General features: G+C 66.3%; 12 protein-coding genes and 1 tRNA gene. 9 read left to right on the plus strand and 4 right to left on the minus strand.

Annotated features, from left to right (window positions below; genetic code table 11):
• The first annotated feature begins 226 nt into the window (after positions 1-226).
• The 5 genes from GA0116996_RS03020 (at position 227) to GA0116996_RS03040 (ending at position 9,519) form a co-directional block, all read left to right on the plus strand.
• A complete protein-coding gene (locus tag GA0116996_RS03020; protein ID WP_092307148.1) occupies positions 227-2,878 on the plus strand; it encodes an FHA domain-containing protein in 2,652 nt (883 codons plus the stop codon).
• On the plus strand, positions 2,875-4,257 hold the full coding sequence (locus GA0116996_RS03025) for a beta-barrel domain-containing protein (RefSeq protein WP_092307150.1): 1,383 nt from the start codon (positions 2,875-2,877) through the stop codon (positions 4,255-4,257). Before GA0116996_RS03020 ends, GA0116996_RS03025 begins: the two co-directional genes overlap by 4 nt.
• Before the next feature lie 78 nt (positions 4,258-4,335).
• A complete protein-coding gene (locus GA0116996_RS03030; RefSeq protein ID WP_018005338.1) occupies positions 4,336-5,088 on the plus strand; it encodes a peptidylprolyl isomerase in 753 nt (250 codons plus the stop codon).
• Positions 5,069-8,179, plus strand: a complete 3,111-nt coding sequence (locus GA0116996_RS03035) for a peptidase domain-containing ABC transporter (protein ID WP_092307152.1) — start codon at positions 5,069-5,071, stop codon at positions 8,177-8,179. Before GA0116996_RS03030 ends, GA0116996_RS03035 begins: the two co-directional genes overlap by 20 nt.
• Complete coding sequence (locus GA0116996_RS03040; RefSeq protein ID WP_092307154.1) at positions 8,176-9,519, plus strand: sigma-54 interaction domain-containing protein; 1,344 nt, start codon at positions 8,176-8,178, stop codon at positions 9,517-9,519. Before GA0116996_RS03035 ends, GA0116996_RS03040 begins: the two co-directional genes overlap by 4 nt.
• 13 nt (positions 9,520-9,532) lie before the next feature.
• On the opposite strand, the gene GA0116996_RS03045 is transcribed toward GA0116996_RS03040, so the two are convergent.
• Positions 9,533-10,309, minus strand: coding sequence for a PP2C family protein-serine/threonine phosphatase (locus tag GA0116996_RS03045; RefSeq protein ID WP_092307156.1), 777 nt, complete (start codon positions 10,307-10,309; stop codon positions 9,533-9,535).
• 66 nt (positions 10,310-10,375) lie between these two features.
• Positions 10,376-10,669, minus strand: coding sequence for a hypothetical protein (locus GA0116996_RS03050; protein WP_092307158.1), 294 nt, complete (start codon positions 10,667-10,669; stop codon positions 10,376-10,378).
• Positions 10,670-10,985: 316 nt separating this feature from the next.
• Between GA0116996_RS03050 and GA0116996_RS03055 the strand changes: the two genes are divergently transcribed.
• The 3 genes from GA0116996_RS03055 (at position 10,986) to GA0116996_RS27910 (ending at position 13,319) form a co-directional block, all read left to right on the plus strand.
• Positions 10,986-11,060 (plus strand) — tRNA-Arg (locus GA0116996_RS03055).
• A gap of 168 nt (positions 11,061-11,228) precedes the next feature.
• Complete coding sequence (locus GA0116996_RS03060; RefSeq protein WP_092307160.1) at positions 11,229-12,431, plus strand: tyrosine-type recombinase/integrase; 1,203 nt, start codon at positions 11,229-11,231, stop codon at positions 12,429-12,431.
• A gap of 24 nt (positions 12,432-12,455) precedes the next feature.
• The gene (locus GA0116996_RS27910; protein ID WP_141693707.1) at positions 12,456-13,319 is read left to right on the plus strand and encodes a hypothetical protein; all 864 of its coding nucleotides are present in this window, start codon (positions 12,456-12,458) and stop codon (positions 13,317-13,319) included.
• Positions 13,320-13,355: 36 nt separating this feature from the next.
• Here the strand turns inward: GA0116996_RS27910 and GA0116996_RS03065 are convergent, their stop codons facing one another.
• Complete coding sequence (locus tag GA0116996_RS03065; RefSeq protein WP_092307161.1) at positions 13,356-13,895, minus strand: DUF1643 domain-containing protein; 540 nt, start codon at positions 13,893-13,895, stop codon at positions 13,356-13,358.
• Between the two features lie 671 nt (positions 13,896-14,566).
• On the minus strand, positions 14,567-15,556 hold the full coding sequence (locus GA0116996_RS03080; RefSeq protein WP_092307167.1) for a phosphoadenosine phosphosulfate reductase domain-containing protein: 990 nt from the start codon (positions 15,554-15,556) through the stop codon (positions 14,567-14,569).
• A 35-nt stretch (positions 15,557-15,591) separates the two neighbouring features.
• Here GA0116996_RS03080 and GA0116996_RS03085 point away from each other — a divergent pair, with 35 nt between their 5' ends.
• The gene (locus GA0116996_RS03085; RefSeq protein WP_092307169.1) at positions 15,592-16,203 is read left to right on the plus strand and encodes a hypothetical protein; all 612 of its coding nucleotides are present in this window, start codon (positions 15,592-15,594) and stop codon (positions 16,201-16,203) included.
• The last annotated feature ends 25 nt before the right edge of the window (positions 16,204-16,228 follow it).

Raw genomic sequence — 16,228 nt, forward strand, 5'->3', positions numbered from 1 at the left:
GGTGCCCGCGATGCCGCCCCCGCGCGAAGGTGATGCCGGCGCAAGCAACGCGTTGCGCAACCCCGGCGCGCGCGCCGGCCGCCGGCCTTGCCCCGATGCCGCTGCCACGCCAACCACGCGTGCCGCGGCCGATTGACTAGCCTAGGCCGTCGCCTACTATGTTCTTAGTCGCTTCATCCCCCCTGGCCTGCCGCCGCGGCAGCCGCGCTGTTGGCTCGCTGGAAACATGGCTCCTGACGAAGCACTGATCATGGAAATGCCGGTGAAAATGGCCCAGGGATCCGCACGGGACCTCGCGCAGCATGCGGCGCAAGATGTGGCGCAGGAATTCGACGTATTCCTCACGCCCGTGGCGCGCCCCGAGCTCGGCGAAATCCGCATCGACGAAGCGCTGTTCGCGGTCGGCCGCAGCGAGCTGCCGTTCGCCACCTACCCGGAAGCACTGGCCGCACCGCTGTCACGGCGCCATGCGCGCATCTTTGCCGAGCATGGCGAGGTCTATGTGGCGGACCTCGGCAGCAAGAACGGCACGCGCGTGAACGGCGTGGCCGTGGCGCGCCAGCCGGCGCGGCTCGGCGATGGCGATGAAGTCGCGTTCGGGCCGATGCTGACGTTCCGGGTGCGGCTGTCGCCGCGCGCGCCGCAGCCCGAGCCGCCGCGCGTGGCGCTGACGCTGGTGCCGGAACGCCATGACGTCGGGCTGCAGCCGCTGCACGTGGAGCAGTTCCCATACCTGATCAGCAAGGGCGACGAGGCCTTCGCGCGCTTTCGCGACAGCTATCCGCACCAGGTCAACTACCTGTCGCGGCGCCATGCGCATATCTACCTCAAGGGCGGCATTCCCTTCGTCGAGGACCTTGGCAGCACCAATGGCACCTTCGTCAACGGCAAGCGCCTGGCTGACCACGGTGTGCCGCTCGACGATGGCGACCTGATCGCGTTTGGCGGCAACCACTTTGTCTACCAGGCGCAGGTGCGGTACGACGGCGCCGGCGATGCCACGGCGACGCGTTCGCTGCTGCAGCCTCCAGACACGCCTGACACGCCCGGCACGCCCGCATCGTCTGCCGCCGTGGCTGCCACCATTGCCACGCCGCCCGCCCGCGACGACGGCGACCGCACCACCTTTGTCGGCGCGCCCGATTCCTTCCTCGACATCTTCTGCGTCGACTACGCCGCCCACCAGGAGGACGAGGTCAACAGCGAAGCCGAAGCCCAGGCCGCGGCAGCCACCGCCGCCGGCGACGGCGCGCGGCGCCCGCGCGGCCGTGCCGCGCTGCTGCTGGCGGAAGGGGCCCGGCAGTTCGGACTGGACCAGCCGGCGCGCACGCGGCGCGCGGCGCGCTGGGGCGTGGCCTTGCTGCTGCTCGTGCTGGTGGCGGGCGCTGCGCTCTACTGGCGTGGCGCGCCGGAGCGCGCGGTGCAGTCGCGCTTTGTCGCCGGCGACCACGCCGGCGCGGCGCAAGCGGCCGACAGCTACCTGGCGCGACATCCCGACGACGTCGAGGTCCAGGCCATCGGCACCGAAGCCCTGTTGCGTGCCTACGTGCCCGATTTTGCCGCCAGGCTGAAGGCCGGCGACATGGCCGGCGCCGATGCCGTGCTGGCGCGCCTGCGCCAGCTCAGCACGCACAACGCCGAGGCGCGGCCGCTGGTGGCCGAGCTCGACTGGATCGGCAGGCTCGAGCGCTTCACCGCGCCGCGCGGCGCCGATGCGCCGATCCGGCTCTACACCGACGAAACGCCGATGCGCCAGCTGCTGGCGTACTGGAACCAGGACACCGCCGCGCACCAGCGCGCGCTCGGGCGCATCGCGGCCGACGTGCCGGCGTTCCGCGACCTGTATGCCGATGCGCTCAGCGATGTGCGCCGGCTGCAGAACGACGCCTCGGTCTATCTGGCGGCGATCGACCGGCTCAATGCCAGCATCGCTGCCGAACTGGGCCGCGATCGGCCGGAGGCGTTGCAGCCGGTGCTTGCCGAATACCGCGACAAGTATCCGCGCCTGGCCGGCCTGGAGCGGCTGCAGTCGGACCTGGATCGCTACACCGGCCTGCTGCAGGCGTTGCGCGCGCGCCGGCCGGGGCAACTGGTGGCCCGGCTGGCCGACAGCCGTTTCGCCACGCCGCCGTTCCAGGCGCAGCTGGCCAGCCTGGCCGCGCGGCTGCCGCCGCCCGAGGTGGCGCGCGCGTATGCGAACGCAGCCCGGGCGTGGCAACGCGGCGACAGCGGCGCCGCGCTGGCCGCGCTCGGGCAGATCCGTGGCGGGCCGTGGGCCGACGACCTCGCGCGCGACCTCGCGCACAAGCAGAAGGTCGCGGCGCAGTACGCCGCGTTGCAGTCCGCGCGCGGCGGCCGTGGCTACGAGGACCGCCTGCTGGACTTCTACGCCATGCTCGAGGCGGAGGAGGACGGCTACTTCGCCAAGGCGGTCGAGGCGGATGTCAACGGCGTGCGCGACAGTGCCCTGCGGCGCGCGCGCGAGCTGATGGCGAGCGCGCTCGCGGCGTGGAAGCAGTATCGCGCCAACGGCGTGATCGGCGGCGAGCAGCGGCTCGAGCCCGGCATCTCGCCGAAGTTCCGCGCGCAGGCGCGGCTGCTGTCGCAGGCGCAGGACGACGCGCGCCAGGGCATGCGCATCTTCACACAACTGCGTGCCGGCGAAAGCGCCGACCTGGCGCAACTGGCCAAGGTCGAGCTGGAGATCCGCGCCGAGGCGGAGCAGCAGCGGCACGCGCTGCGCGAACTGGGCACGGTGCTCGATCCAGCCGTGCTCAAGGCCAAGCTCGAGCTGATCGGCGGTGAAGACACCGGCAAGGCGCCGGAATCCGCCGCGGCGGCCGCGGTCCCGCCACCGGCGGCAGTGGGGAAGCCATGAAGGACGATGCCCGCCACGCCGGCCTCAAGCCACTGTCCGAGGCGCTGGAAGACCACAGCGCCGAAGGCATCGGCCTGCTCAGCGCCGAGCCGTCGCGCCTCGGCCTGCTGACCATCGTCACCACCTTCGCCCTGGTGTTGTGCGGGCTGGTCTGGTCGTTCGTCGGCCACGCCGATGTCATCGTCACCGCGCAGGGTACGCTGGCGCCGGAGTCCGAGGTGCGGCGCTTCTATGCGCCGGTGGACGGCGAGCTGGCCGACCTTTACGTGGCGGAAGGGCAGCCCGTTTCCAAGGACGATGTGCTGGCGCGCCTGAATGCGCGCGGCGCGATCGAGGCCGCCGCCAACGCGCTGGAGGCGCAGCTCAAGCTGGAAGACTCCGAACGCGAGTGGAAGCAGTTCCCCGACAAGAAGGCGCTGATGGAACGCCGCGCGGCGGCGCTCAAGCAGCAGATTGACGTGGCCACGCGCCAGCACGAGACCCGCATCGCCGAAGGCACCACGCGGCTGGCCGAGCAGCAGCGCGCCCAGTTGCAGGAGGCGCGCAGCAACCTGGACAACGCGCGGCGCGCGCGCGAGTTCGCGCGCCAGGAGCAGGACCGCTATGCGCGCCTGCTGGCGCTGCCCGGCGGCGGCGGGGTTTCGCAATCGCAGGTCGACGCCAAGCGTGCCGCGGCGCAGGACGCGGAGAACAACCTGCGCGTGGCGCAGTCGCGGCTGGGCGAACTGGAGGCGCGCCTGGGCCGCGAGCTGACCCAGGCCAGCTCCGAGCTGGAAAGCAGCGGCCAGGACCTCGCGGGGTTGCGCGTGCAATATGACGCGGCGCTGCGCGAGATCGCCAATACCGAGGACAAGCTGCGCCTGCAGGTGCAGACCGCCCGCCTGGTGGCGGACGCCGCCGCGCGCATCCGCTTCGAGAACATCGACAAGGACAACTTCCTGCTGATCCTGGCGCCGGTGTCCGGCGTGATCACCGACGTCACCTCGACCCAGCGCGGCGACAAGATACAGGCCAATACGCCGCTGGGCGGCATCGCGCCGAAGGATGCGCGCCCGGTGGTGAAGATCGTGATTGCCGAGCGCGACCGCGCCTTCCTGCGCGAAGGGCTGCCGGTCAAGCTCAAGTTCAATGCGTTCCCGTACCAGCGCTACGGGATCATCGATGGCACGCTCGAGTTCATCTCGCCCGCGACCAAGCCGGGCGGGCCTGACAAGCAGCCGGTCTACGAGGGCCGCGTGCGCCTGGCGCGCGACTATTACACCGTGGCCGACAACAAGTACCCGCTGCGCTATGGCATGACCGCCACGGCGGAGATCGTGGTGCGCGAACGGCGCCTGATCGACCTCGGGCTCGATCCCTTCCGCGAGGTGGCGGGCTAGCGCCGCGGTCGCACACTGGAACAGCATCTGGACAGCCTTGGCGCGCCGCCGCGCCAGGCCGCCAAAGGAGTCGGAAAAATGACTGGCATCGTGCGTATCGACGACGAGGTGCTCGGGGTCGAGGAATTCGTGCGCCTGCTCAAGCTGACCGGGCAGTTCGAAGGACTGGTCGAGCAGATCGTGCGCGACAAGCTGACCGTGCACGCCGCCAGGCGGCAGGGGCTGGTGGTCACGCCCGAAGAGATCCAGGAACGCGCCGACCAGTTCCGCCGCGTGCAGGGCCTGCATCGCGCCGCCGACATGAACCACTACCTGGATGCGCTCAATGTCAGCCTGGACGAGTTCGAGGCCTTCATTACCGACAGCCTCTATCAGGAGCGGATGATGGCGCAGGTGTGCAGCGACGCGGCGGTGCAGGAATACTTCGCGCTGAACTCGCCGCGCTTCGACAGCATCGAGGTCAGCCATATCGTGGTCGACAGCGAGGGCAAGGCCAGGGAGTTGATCTCGTACCTGCAGGACGACCCCGACGCCTTTGCCGAGATGGCGCGCGAGCACTCCATTGCCGACACGCGCGAGCGCGGCGGCGAGATCGGCAAGGTGCTGCGCGGCTCGCTCAAGACCGAGATCGAGGCCAAGGTCTTCAACGCCGAGCCGGGCGACCTGCTGGGGCCGTTCCCGGCCGCCGACCGCTCGTTCTTCGAGGTCTTCCTGGTGCGCGCCAAGCACCCGGCCACGCTCGACAGCGAGGTGGCGGTCGAGGTGCGCCGCCTGCTGCGCGAGGACTGGCTGATGGCCAGGGCGCAGGAACATGTCATCGAAGCCCGCTAGCGAGGCCGGACCGGCCGGCGCCGCCACCGCCGCGCCGCAGCCGGAGGCGGGCCCGGCGCTGGCCGCTTTCCTGGCGTCGGTCGAGATCCTGTCGGTGCTGACGCCGGAAGAACTGGCACGCCTGGCCGACGCCGCGCAGGTGCTGAGCTTTGGCTTTGGCGACACCGTCTGCAATGCCGGCGAAACCGCGCCGGGCCTGTTTATCGTCAAGTCCGGCTCGGTGCGCGTGTTCAACGAGGAGCACGGCAAGGAAATCAGCATGGGGGTGCGCAAGACCGGCGAGGTCTTTGCCGATCTCGCGCTGCTGCGCGAGTACCGGCACGAGTCGTCGGTGCGCGCCTCGGGCAAGACCGAGTTGCTGATGATTCCGCGCACCGTCAGCGAGCCTGTGGTGGCGGGCAACCCCGCGGCGCTGGCCTTCATCACCAGCTATGTCGCGATCAGTTCGGCCGGCGGCTTTGTCGCGCGGCTGTTCGACCTGCGCGGCAAGCTCGACAAGCAGGAACTGGAAGACGCGGTGCGCAGCGTCGGCGTGAAGCGCGTGGCGGCCGGCCGGGAAATCCTGAAGCAGGACGGACGCGAGGACCGGCGCCTGTACGTGGTGCGCCAGGGCACGGTGCGCATCGTGCGCAGCGAAGAGGGCAGCGAGTTTCCGCTGGCGACGCTGGGCCAGGGCGATATCTTCGGCGAGCGCGCCTGCGTGATGCGGCAGGAGCAGCTCGCGTCGGCCATTGCCGAGACCGACGTGCGCCTGCTGGTGATTCCCGAGAAAACCGTACAGCTGATCCTCGAGCGCAATCCGCGCCTGCGCGAGGTGCTCGAGGAGCGCATCCGGGTGCTGGACCGCGAGCTGCATCGGCAAAAGAAGCTGGCCGAACGGCGCAAGCGCCCGGTACTGCTTGACCTGGCCTCGAAGCCGGAGCTGGGCGAGAAGCTGATTCGCCGCTTCGCGCTGGTGGAGCAGGCCGAGGAAATGGATTGCGGCGCGGCTTGCCTGGCGATGATCTGCCGGCACTACGGCATCCCGATGACGCTGGGCAAGCTGCGCGAACTGGCCAACGTCACCACGCAGGGCGCCACCCTCGACAGCCTGGCGCGGGCGGGGGAATCGCTGGGCTTCACCACGCGCGGGGTGCAATGCACGCGCGATTCGCTGATGGGCTTCGAGCTGCCGTTCATCGTCCATTGGGAGGGCTACCACTACGTGGTGGTGTACGGCATCTCCGCGCGCTGGGTCTGGGTGGCCGACCCGGCCATCGGCTTCCGCAAGATGAGCGCCGAGGAGTTCGAGCGCGGCTGGAGCGGCACCTGCCTGCTGTTCGCGCCGGGCGAGAGCATGACGCAGCTGTCGGTGCAGCGCTCGCCGTGGCTGCGCTTCATCGGCTACCTGGCACCCTACAAGAAAATCCTGGCGCACCTGTTCCTGGCGACCTTCGTGATCCAGATGCTGGGGGTGGTGCCGCCGCTGATCATCCAGAACATCCTGGACGGCGTGGTGGTGCACCAGAACGTCGGGCTGCTGCACCTGCTGATCGCGGGGCTGATCATCTCCAGCGTGTTCTCGCAGCTGATGTCGACAATCCGCGCGTACCTGGCCAACTTCATGGTGCGCAACATGGATTTCGCCATGATGTCGCACTTCTTCAGGCACACGCTGTCGCTGCCGCTGTCGTTCTTCGCCAAGCGCAAGACCGGCGATATCTTCGCGCGCTTCCAGGAGAACCAGACTATCCGCGCCTTCCTGACCGAATCGACGGTGACCACGGCGCTGAATCTGCTGATGGTGTTTATCTACTTCACCATCATGTTTCTCTACAACGTCAAGCTGACGCTGCTGCTGATCGCCTTCGTGATCCCGATCGCCGCGCTGACGGTGGTGGTGACGCCGCGCGTCAAGACCTATGCGCGCGACGTCTTCGCGACCGCGACCGATGCCAAGGCCTACCTGATGGAGACGCTGGGCGGCGCCGAGACCGTCAAGGGCATGGGCATCGAGCGCCCGGTGCGGCTGCGCTGGGAGCGCAAGTACACCAAGGCGCTGGAGTCGCAGTACAAGGCGCAGCAGTTCCATATCCTGGTGGGGCTGGCGAGCCAGCTGCTCAACGCCGCCACCACCATCGCGGTGCTGTGGGTGGGCGCGACGCTGGTGCTGGAGCGCGAGCTGACCATCGGCCAGCTGATGGCCTTCAACGCCTTCATGGGCAGCGTGCTGGCGCCGCTGATGGGACTGGTGGCGCTGTGGGGCCAGCTCAACGATGCCGGCGTGGCGATGGAGCGGCTGGGCGACGTGCTCGACCTGGAGCCGGAGCAGAAGCCGCAGGACGTGCTGTCGCGCGTGATGCTGCCCGACCTGCAGGGCGAGATCGTGATGAAGGACCTGTACTTCCGCTACGGCGGCGAAGACACGCCTTATGTGCTGGAGAACATCAGCTTCACCATCCGGCCCGGCGAGATGGTGGCCATCGTCGGCCGCAGCGGCTCGGGCAAGACCACGCTGGCCAAGCTGCTGGTCGGCTTCTACAAGCCCACCGAGGGTTCGATGACGGTCGACGGCTACGACCTGAACGTGATCGACGCGGCGTTCTACCGCGCCCAGGTGGGCTACGTGATGCAGTCCAACCTGCTGTTCTCCGGCACCATCGCCGAGAACATCGCCTGCGGCGACGACAGCCCGGAGCGGCGCCGCATCGAGGAAGTCGCGCGCATGGCCGACGCGCATGCCTTTATCAGCAAGCTGCCGCTGGGCTACGAGCAAGTCGTCGGCGAACGCGGCATCGGCCTGTCTGGCGGGCAGATCCAGCGGCTGTGCATTGCGCGCGCGCTGTACCACGACCCGCGCCTGCTGGTGTTCGACGAAGCTACCTCGGCGCTGGACACGCAGTCCGAGAGCAACATCCTGGCCAATATGCAGGAAATCCTGCGCGGGCGCACCGCGGTCATCATCGCGCACCGGCTCAGCACCATCATGCAGGCCGACAAGATCCTGGTGCTGTATGAAGGCGCCATCGTCGAGCAGGGCCGGCACGAGGAACTGCTGGAGCGCAAGGGCATGTATTTCCAACTGGTGCAGAAGCAACTGAGCGCAGCATGAAGCTATACAACCAGGGTGCCACCCCCGTCTCGGTGACTTCGCCGGTGTCGTTCGCCGGGCTGATCGAGAAGATCGAGATCCTGCGCTCGACGCTGCGCTGGGCGTCGAAGCTTGACCGGCCCGAGATCGAGAAGCTGCTCAAGCAGGCCACCACGCTGCGCGACGAGGTGATGGGCCTGTCGCACAAGGAGCGCTTCGTGCAGGCGGCATCGTCTGCCGAAACCGCGGCCGGAGCCACGGCCGGGGACGCGCCGCCGCAGCCGGAGGTCGAGCGCCTGCCGCGCGAGCGCCGCCAGGCGCTGATGGAGCGCAGCTTTATCTTCGAGGGGACCTTCGGCGACAACCCGCGGCTGCTCGAGGCGCTGGAAATCGCCGAGAAGGCCGCGCCGACCGACCTGCCGGTGCTGATCGACGGCGAAAGCGGCACCGGCAAGGAGCTGATGGCCAAGGTGATCCACGCCAACGGCGCGCGCACCGACAAGCCGTTTATCTCGGTCAACTGCGGTGCCATTCCGGATAGCCTGCTCGAATCCGAGTTGTTCGGGCACAAGAAGGGCGCCTTCACCGGCGCCAGCAACGACCGGCGCGGCAAGTTCGAGAGCGCGCATACCGGCACCATCTTCCTGGACGAGATCGGCGAACTGCCGCTGACCGGGCAGGTCAAGCTGCTGCGCGTGCTCGAGGCGCACGAGATCCAGCGGGTCGGCTCGGACGAGATCATCTCGGTCGATGCGCGCATCGTCGCCGCGACCAACAAGGACCTGCGCCGGATGAGCCAGGCCGGCACCTTCCGCGAGGATCTGTTCTATCGCCTGAGCGTGATCCACGTCAGCCTGCCGGCGCTGCGCGAGCGGCGCGACGAGATCCCGCTGCTGGTGTCGTACTTCAGCGACGAGGCCGCCGGCATGCTCCGGCGCGCGCCGGTCAGGCTGACGCCGCGGCTGCGCGACTTCCTGCTGCACTACGACTACCCCGGCAATATCCGCGAACTGCGCAACCTGCTGTACCGGCTGAGCTGCCTGGCCGGCGATACCGCCGACCTGCCGCACCTGCCGCAGGACATCCGCCCGAAGCCCGCGGCGCTGGCGGTGGTAGGCGCCGGTGCGTCCGGCGCGGACCTCGCCATGGCGACCTCGCTGAGCGAAGCCAAGCGCGCGGCCAGCGACGAGGCCGAGCGCGCCTTCCTCGAGCGCGGACTGCAGGAGGTGGGCGGCACGGTTGCCGAACTGGCGCGGCGCTTCGACATGAACCGCTCGCACCTGCAGATGCTGCTGAAGAAGCACGGCATCCACTCGAAGGACTTCCGCGCCAGCCGGCAGGCCGAGGCCGGCAAGGGCTAGGGCGCGGCGGGCTTCAGGCGTCGAGCTCGGGGTTGACCAGGGTGCGGTCCGATCCGCAAGGGTCGGCGGCGCGCAGCACCACCACCGAGATGTTGTCGCGCCCGCCCGCATCGAGCGCCTTGTGCACCAGCGTCAGCGCGGCCTGCGCCACGTCCTGCTGCGCCAGCACCGCGGCAATCTCGTCGTCGTCGACCTCGTTGCTCAGGCCGTCGCTGCACAGCAGGTAGACGTCGCCGTCGGCCACGTCGGTCAGCAGCTGCTCCGGCGCCAGCGTCGGCGCCGCGCCGACGGCGCGCGTGATGGTGTTCTGCGCGGGATGGTGGCGCGCCTGCTCCGGCGTGATCAGGCCGCGCGCGAGCAGGCGCTCGACCTGGTTGTGGTCGCGCGTCAGACGCGCCAGCTGGCCGCCGCGCAGCCGGTACAGGCGGCTGTCCCCTGCCCACAGGCAGGCACAGCGGCTGTCGCCGGCCAGCAGGACCACCACCGTGCTGCCGATGCAGCGCACGCCCAGGCGCGCGGCTTCGTCGACCAGCGCCAGGTTCACCCCCTGCAACGCCGCGCGCGCGGCGTCGATGCGGTCTTCCAGCCGCGCTTGCGGCGGCAGCGCTGTCAGGGCCCTTACCACCGCCTGGCTGGCGAAATCCCCCACCGCATGGCCGCCCATGCCGTCGGCCACGGCCCACAGTTCCTGCCCGGGCAAATCCAGGCAAGCGTCCTCATTGCGCTCGCGCACGCGCCCGACGTCCGTGCACGCCGCCGAGGTCCACCGGAAATGCGAGTCGAAACCCAATCTGGCCTCCGCTGCGATCCGCAACGCTCCACGCCAGCGCCTGCCGGCGCCCGGGGTTCGGCCGGATCAGACCAGCCTGCCGTCGTTCCTGGCACCCTGGTCGCCCCGGACATTGATGTTGGCGTTTGGTGCGTTGTTGCGGATATCGATGTTCTGGAACTGGTTGTTTATCTGATCAGCATAGAAGCTGTAGTTGATCTCGTAAAAGTTGATCACCGTGCCGAGCGGCGCCGGCGACGACGCCACGAACGGGCGGATCCAGCCGAACACCCACTGTCCACCCGCGCCGCGTACGCGCGCCATGGCGGCGGGAGCCAGTTCGCGGCAGCCGGCAAGGTCATTGATCGAGAGGGTGGCCATATGCGGTCTCCGGTGGAAGGCGCCGATGCGCCGGGGGCGGTATGGGTGGTTGAGCAAGCGGCGTGCCACTGACGGGTAGCGGAACGGCCCAGGCCCTGATCCGGGGCCTGGCGCGGGTTCCGGGCAGGGCGGGGGACCAGCCGCCACTTGCAGCCGGCGCCGCCGCGTTGGCTGCGCGCCGACACCCTGGCACGCCGGTGTCGGTCAACACCCACCACCGCGGCGGCGCCGGGCCGTGGGCGTGCGGATTTTGATATACTCCCGCCCGTCTCCAGGATCACCGCGCCCGCGGCTTCCGCTCCTGGCAGTCCTGTCCCTCGCCGTAGTTCAATGGATAGAACGAGCGCCTCCTAAGCGCTAGATACAGGTTCGATTCCTGTCGGCGGGACCACAGAATAGTTCGCGGCAGTTCGCCAAAGTCCTCCTCTCCCAAGTAAATCAACGCTTTGCGCCGAATCGGCGTTCGCCTGCGTTCGTCTAAGACCGTTGGCATCCGTCACTTTTTGGGGCATCCTTAGGGGCATCTTCGAATGCCCCTATTTTCGGTGCCCCTAACGCGATGCCCCGCACGGTCGAGCCATTAACCGATACCAAAATCCGCAATGCCAAGCCGCGTGAGAAAGCCTACAAGGTTTTCGACGGCGGCGGCCTGTATATCGAGGTAATGCCGGATGGCCGAAAGCTGTGGCGCTTCAAGTACGTGAGGCCGTCCGGCAGCGAAAGCCGTCTCGGCTTCGGTGCCTATCCTGGCGTCACCCTGGCGCAGGCCAGGTCGCAGCGTGAGGCCGCCCGCGCCATCGTGGCGGACGGGCGCGACCCGGGCGCCGTGAAGCAGGAAGAGCGCCGCGCCGCGCGCATCGCCGCGGGCAATTCGTTCGAGGCAGTGGCCCGAGACTGGCACGCTACCCAGAAGGGCGGCTGGAACGAGGTCTACGCTGGCAAGGTGTTGGCGTCGCTGGAGAATGACGTCTTTCCGACGCTGGGCGGCACGCCGATCGCAGACATCAGGGCGCCGGCCGTGCTGGACCTGCTTAGGAAGGTCGAGGCCCGGGGCGTGCGCGATACGACAAAGCGCATTCTGCAGCGCATGCGAGCCGTCTTCCAGTACGGGATCATCTACGGCCTGTGCGATCGCAACCCAGCCGCCGACATCGACAGCGCCGCGGCGCTGAAGTCGGATCCGGTCCAGCACCAGGCGCGCGTGTCACCCATCGAGCTGCCGCAGCTGCTGCGCGACATCGATGCCTATGAGGGCGACGCCGTGACCCGCCTGGCGCTGCAGTTCATGACGCTGACGTTCGTGCGCACCACCGAAATGATCCAGGCCCGTTGGGCCGAGATCGACGAGGCCAAGGCCGAGTGGCGCATCCCTGCTGACCGAATGAAGATGCGCGACCCGCACATCGTGCCGCTGTCCACACAGGCCCAGGCCGTCTTGGCTGAGCTGCGCGCGATCACGGGGCACCGCGACTACCTCTTCTACAGCCCACGGGGCAAGACTGGCCACATCAGCAACAACACGATGCTGTACGCGCTGTACCGAATGGGGTACCACTCGCGGATGACCGGGCACGGCTTTCGTGGGGTGGCATCGACCGCGCTGAACGAGCTAGGGTTCCGGCCTGACGTGATTGAGCGCCAGCTGGCTCATGCAGAGCGCAACAAGGTGCGGGCAGCGTATAACCACGCTCAGTATGTGCCTAAGCGCCGTCAGATGATGCAAGCCTGGGGCGATTATCTCAAAAAGCTAAAAAGTAAGTAATTAAAAAGGTCCAAGGTAAAAGGCATGGCAGACGATCAACAAAAGTTTCCAGGGCTGGAATTTGCAGAGTATTTGTCCGGCGTTGCGCCATTGCAAGTAAGGGAAATTCCCGACGCGTGGAGTAAACGGAGAATTCAGGGCTCAAGCTTTATAAAGCGCGTTTTGGACTTGCCGGCAATTCAGTTGCATTGCTCAGCGGACACATGCAATGGGACCCGATTCTTTGACCCCGTGGAAGATGAGGTGGTTTTAGTCGAAGAAGTATCGGACGTCTTTGCGCACTATAAATGTCGAAACTGCAAAGGGTCTGAGAAAACCTTTGGACTGACTGTTGGACGGCTGGATGAACCGGCGGCCGTGATAATGAAGATTGGGGAAAGCCCTCGATTTGGCAGTCCTATGCCCCCGAAGCTTCGTAAACTCGCTGGGTCAGAAGTGGATCTTCTCGACAAGGGATATCGTTCTGAGCGAGATGGTCTTGGGATTGCTGCTTTTGCCTACTACAGGCGAGTTGTCGAATCCATAAAGGTCCGCCTTATCGAGGAAATCATCAAGGCATCGAGGGCGCTTAATGCGTCCCCTAAGGTTATCGAAGACTTAGAAGCGGCAAAGCGCGAAACACGCTTCACGCAGGCCGTAGAGGCAGTTAAGCACGGTATTCCAGAAAGCCTATACATAAACGGTCACAGCCCTCTGCTTCTCTTGCATGATGCATTGAGCGACCATTTGCATGATAAGTCCGACGAACAGTGCCTCGAAACGGCAAGGATCGTCCGAGTGCTGCTTGCAGAATTGGCGGAGAAATTATCTGCCGTCTTCGCCGATAGGAAGGAGGTCGAGGGTGCCGTGGCTGCATTGCTGCAGCGCAGAGCTGCTCGCGGGAAATAGTCGATAGGCGCTGAACAGGGCACAGCCTGTAAAGCGCTAATACAGGGTATTGCCTGTAAAAGGGGCAGGGCGCATCTTAGAAGCGACGTAAAGCGGGTGTTTCGGGCTCCCGTCCTTATTCAGCCCCAAGTGATAGAGCAGTTTCCCGCGGCCGCACATACGGACGACGCGCAACACTTCCGCTGCGCGCGCTGGCGCCGCCTTGTGCGCGCCCCACGCGCAGATCACCATCGAGCAGCGGTCGATCGCGTCCATGATCGCGCATTCGTTGAGGTCGGGGCGATCGCCCAGCGGCGCCGGATGCACCAGCAAGCCGGCTGGGTCCGTCGATCGCAGCGGAAAGAGGTTGACCACCTGCAGCCCACCGAACTTGCCGCCGGCCACCGCCCGCTGCTGGCATCGGGTGATAGTCGGATCATTGACCTGGTGGTCGGCGATGGACGGGTTCAGCATGATGAAGGCGAGTGCGGGCCGGGTCCGGTCCCATTCGCGCCAGAGGCGGTAGCGGTACTGCTCGCAGTCCGAAAGGATGCAGCCCGCCTCTCCGTCTAGGGTGGTTTCGATTAGGCGTTTCATGCTGCCTCCTGTGATTGCTCCAGCGCGTGTGCAAGATGACGTTCATAGGTCGCAACGGCGCGCCAGTAAGCTGCCATTGGCCCTTTCCTGCGGCGCCACGCCACCTCCGCCTCGACATTCGCCTGATCGCGCAGCTGGCGGAGGACAAGTGCCATTGCCTTCCGCTGTTCGGGAGGCAACCCAAGGAGGGTGCGAGATGCCGGCAGCCGCAACAGTGGATTGATGTATCCCACTACGCCAGCTCCGTGTCGCCGCTGAAGAGTTTAGGGCGTTCTTTCGCCATGCTAGGATTCCTTTGCCATATCGAGGAGACAGGAAATGCGCGAGATAAAGACGGCAGACGAGATTCGGGCCTTGGTGCAAGAAGCTGCTGACCGGTGCGAGGATTGTGCCGATGCACACTTCGGAGGTGTCTACTGGCACGAGCCCGACGAGACCGGGTGTAACTGGAGCATCTCGACCATGAGGGGAACGTCTTGGAAACCGTGCTTTGATTGCGTTCAGCCTGCCGCGGTCGAGCTCCGTGCCAAGTACAACCTCCCTGAGCCTGAATAGCTTCACGTCGCCTCAGCATGCTGTGCTACTGACAAGGCCACGGCCACCGGCCGCACTCACACCGGTGTGGTCGACAGCACGAAGGTCTCGCCGGCTGCGGAATTTGCTTCTGTAGTTCATTCGCAAAGTCCATATGCGGACGAGCATGCGGTGGGCTCGTCGAGTTGATCGAGAAGACTGTATTGCCGACCCCCCCGAGTGGTCTTGCTCCACTCGACGACTGCGTGAATGGTCGAGTCCTGATCGGCATGGCCTTGCGTCCCCATGTGGAAAAAGGAGACTGGCGAGCGGGGCCGGCAGACAGCAGACACCAGGCGCTCCCATTCGGCAATTCTCTCGATGTGCTCTGGAAAACGGCGCGCGATCTCGCGCAGTTCGGCCTTGCCGCAGTTGATGCACGGCATGCAGCCAACCCGCTCCATGCCTTGTAGGTAGAGAGGATTCGGTCGAACGCCAGCCAGTTCGTGGGCCTGGAAAACATCACGCGCCGTCCAGCGTAGGATGGGCCGGTAATTGAAGAGGCCGCCGCCGACCACCTCGAACGACTTCACGCATGCGCCGCTGCCTTGCAAGCGCTCGCGGCGGGAATGACTCTCATCAATCCGAACTCCTTGCCACGACCAAACGGCATGGCCCGCGTCCAACACACCCACTGCGTAGGCAGTCAGCGGCTGGGTCTTCAGGTAGTCGGTGCAGTACTGGCGCTTCCTCGACGGAAAGCCCCCCTTCAGCATGCACATGTCGAGGTACGGATTGCCGGTGGGGTGCAGTAGATCGAGCGCACGCGCAGCGGCGGCCGGCGTCCAGGCGTACTGGAACTTGCGGCGTCCGTAGACAGCGCTCTCTGGCTCGCCGGCCGCCAGCCGCGCGAGGTTGGCGCGCTTCGTAGCGAACTCGTCGGAGAAGTCGGCACGCACCACATCGACGGAGATGCCGAGAGCGATGGGCAGGTACTCAAGCGCATAGCGGTAGGTTTCGGCATGCTCGTTGCCGGTATCGGCAAACACGAAGCGGCACGCCTCGCGACCGTGTTGCTCGATTGCCAATATGGCGGTTGCCGTGCTGTCTTTCCCGCCGGACATTGAAACGACGTGGATAATGCTCATGCTAGGATGCCTCCCCAAAACGGGAGGGTCGAAGAATGTTGAAGCGAGTCTGGCAATGGTTCGAGGTTGGTGCAGCGCTGCTCGCGCTCACCATACTGACGCTTGCTTGCCACGCGATGTGGCCGGATAAAGATGGAGTCGCTGCGTGGTTCCAGGCTATTGGCTCTGTTGCGGGTATCGGCATTGCCGTCTACGTGCCGTGGCGACAACGTAGGGACCAGATCCAACAGCAGAATTTCGATGTGGCTCGTCAACGGGTCGGTGTAGCAAGACGGCTCTATTTCCTTTCCACTGACTTCGTGCGCGCTTGCCAGCGTTACGCGGACGATGTCTTCATGGAAGGCAATTCGCCGCCGGGGTTGGCCCAATTGGAGGTTGAAGACTTGGTTCGCGTGATGGAAGTCACGCGGATGTTGGAGGCACAGGATCACGACAACGTGGCGGTTCCCATGCTCTACGCTATTCGGGCTCAGGCGGATCTTATGATTACGAAGGTAAAGAGGGTCGCACGAAATCCGGGCGAGTCGGACGATTTCTTTGATGCGAGCAGAAAGTGGCTTGAGCATGCGTCGGCATTTCAGTTGACTGCAGACGGCATCAAGAGGAATGCCGAGCGGCGTGCGCATGAGCTGGGGATCGAGGACTGATAGACGCGGACCCTGCGCAGCAGCG

This window comes from Cupriavidus alkaliphilus (assembly GCF_900094595.1).
Classification (GTDB): Bacteria; Pseudomonadota; Gammaproteobacteria; order Burkholderiales; family Burkholderiaceae; genus Cupriavidus; species Cupriavidus alkaliphilus.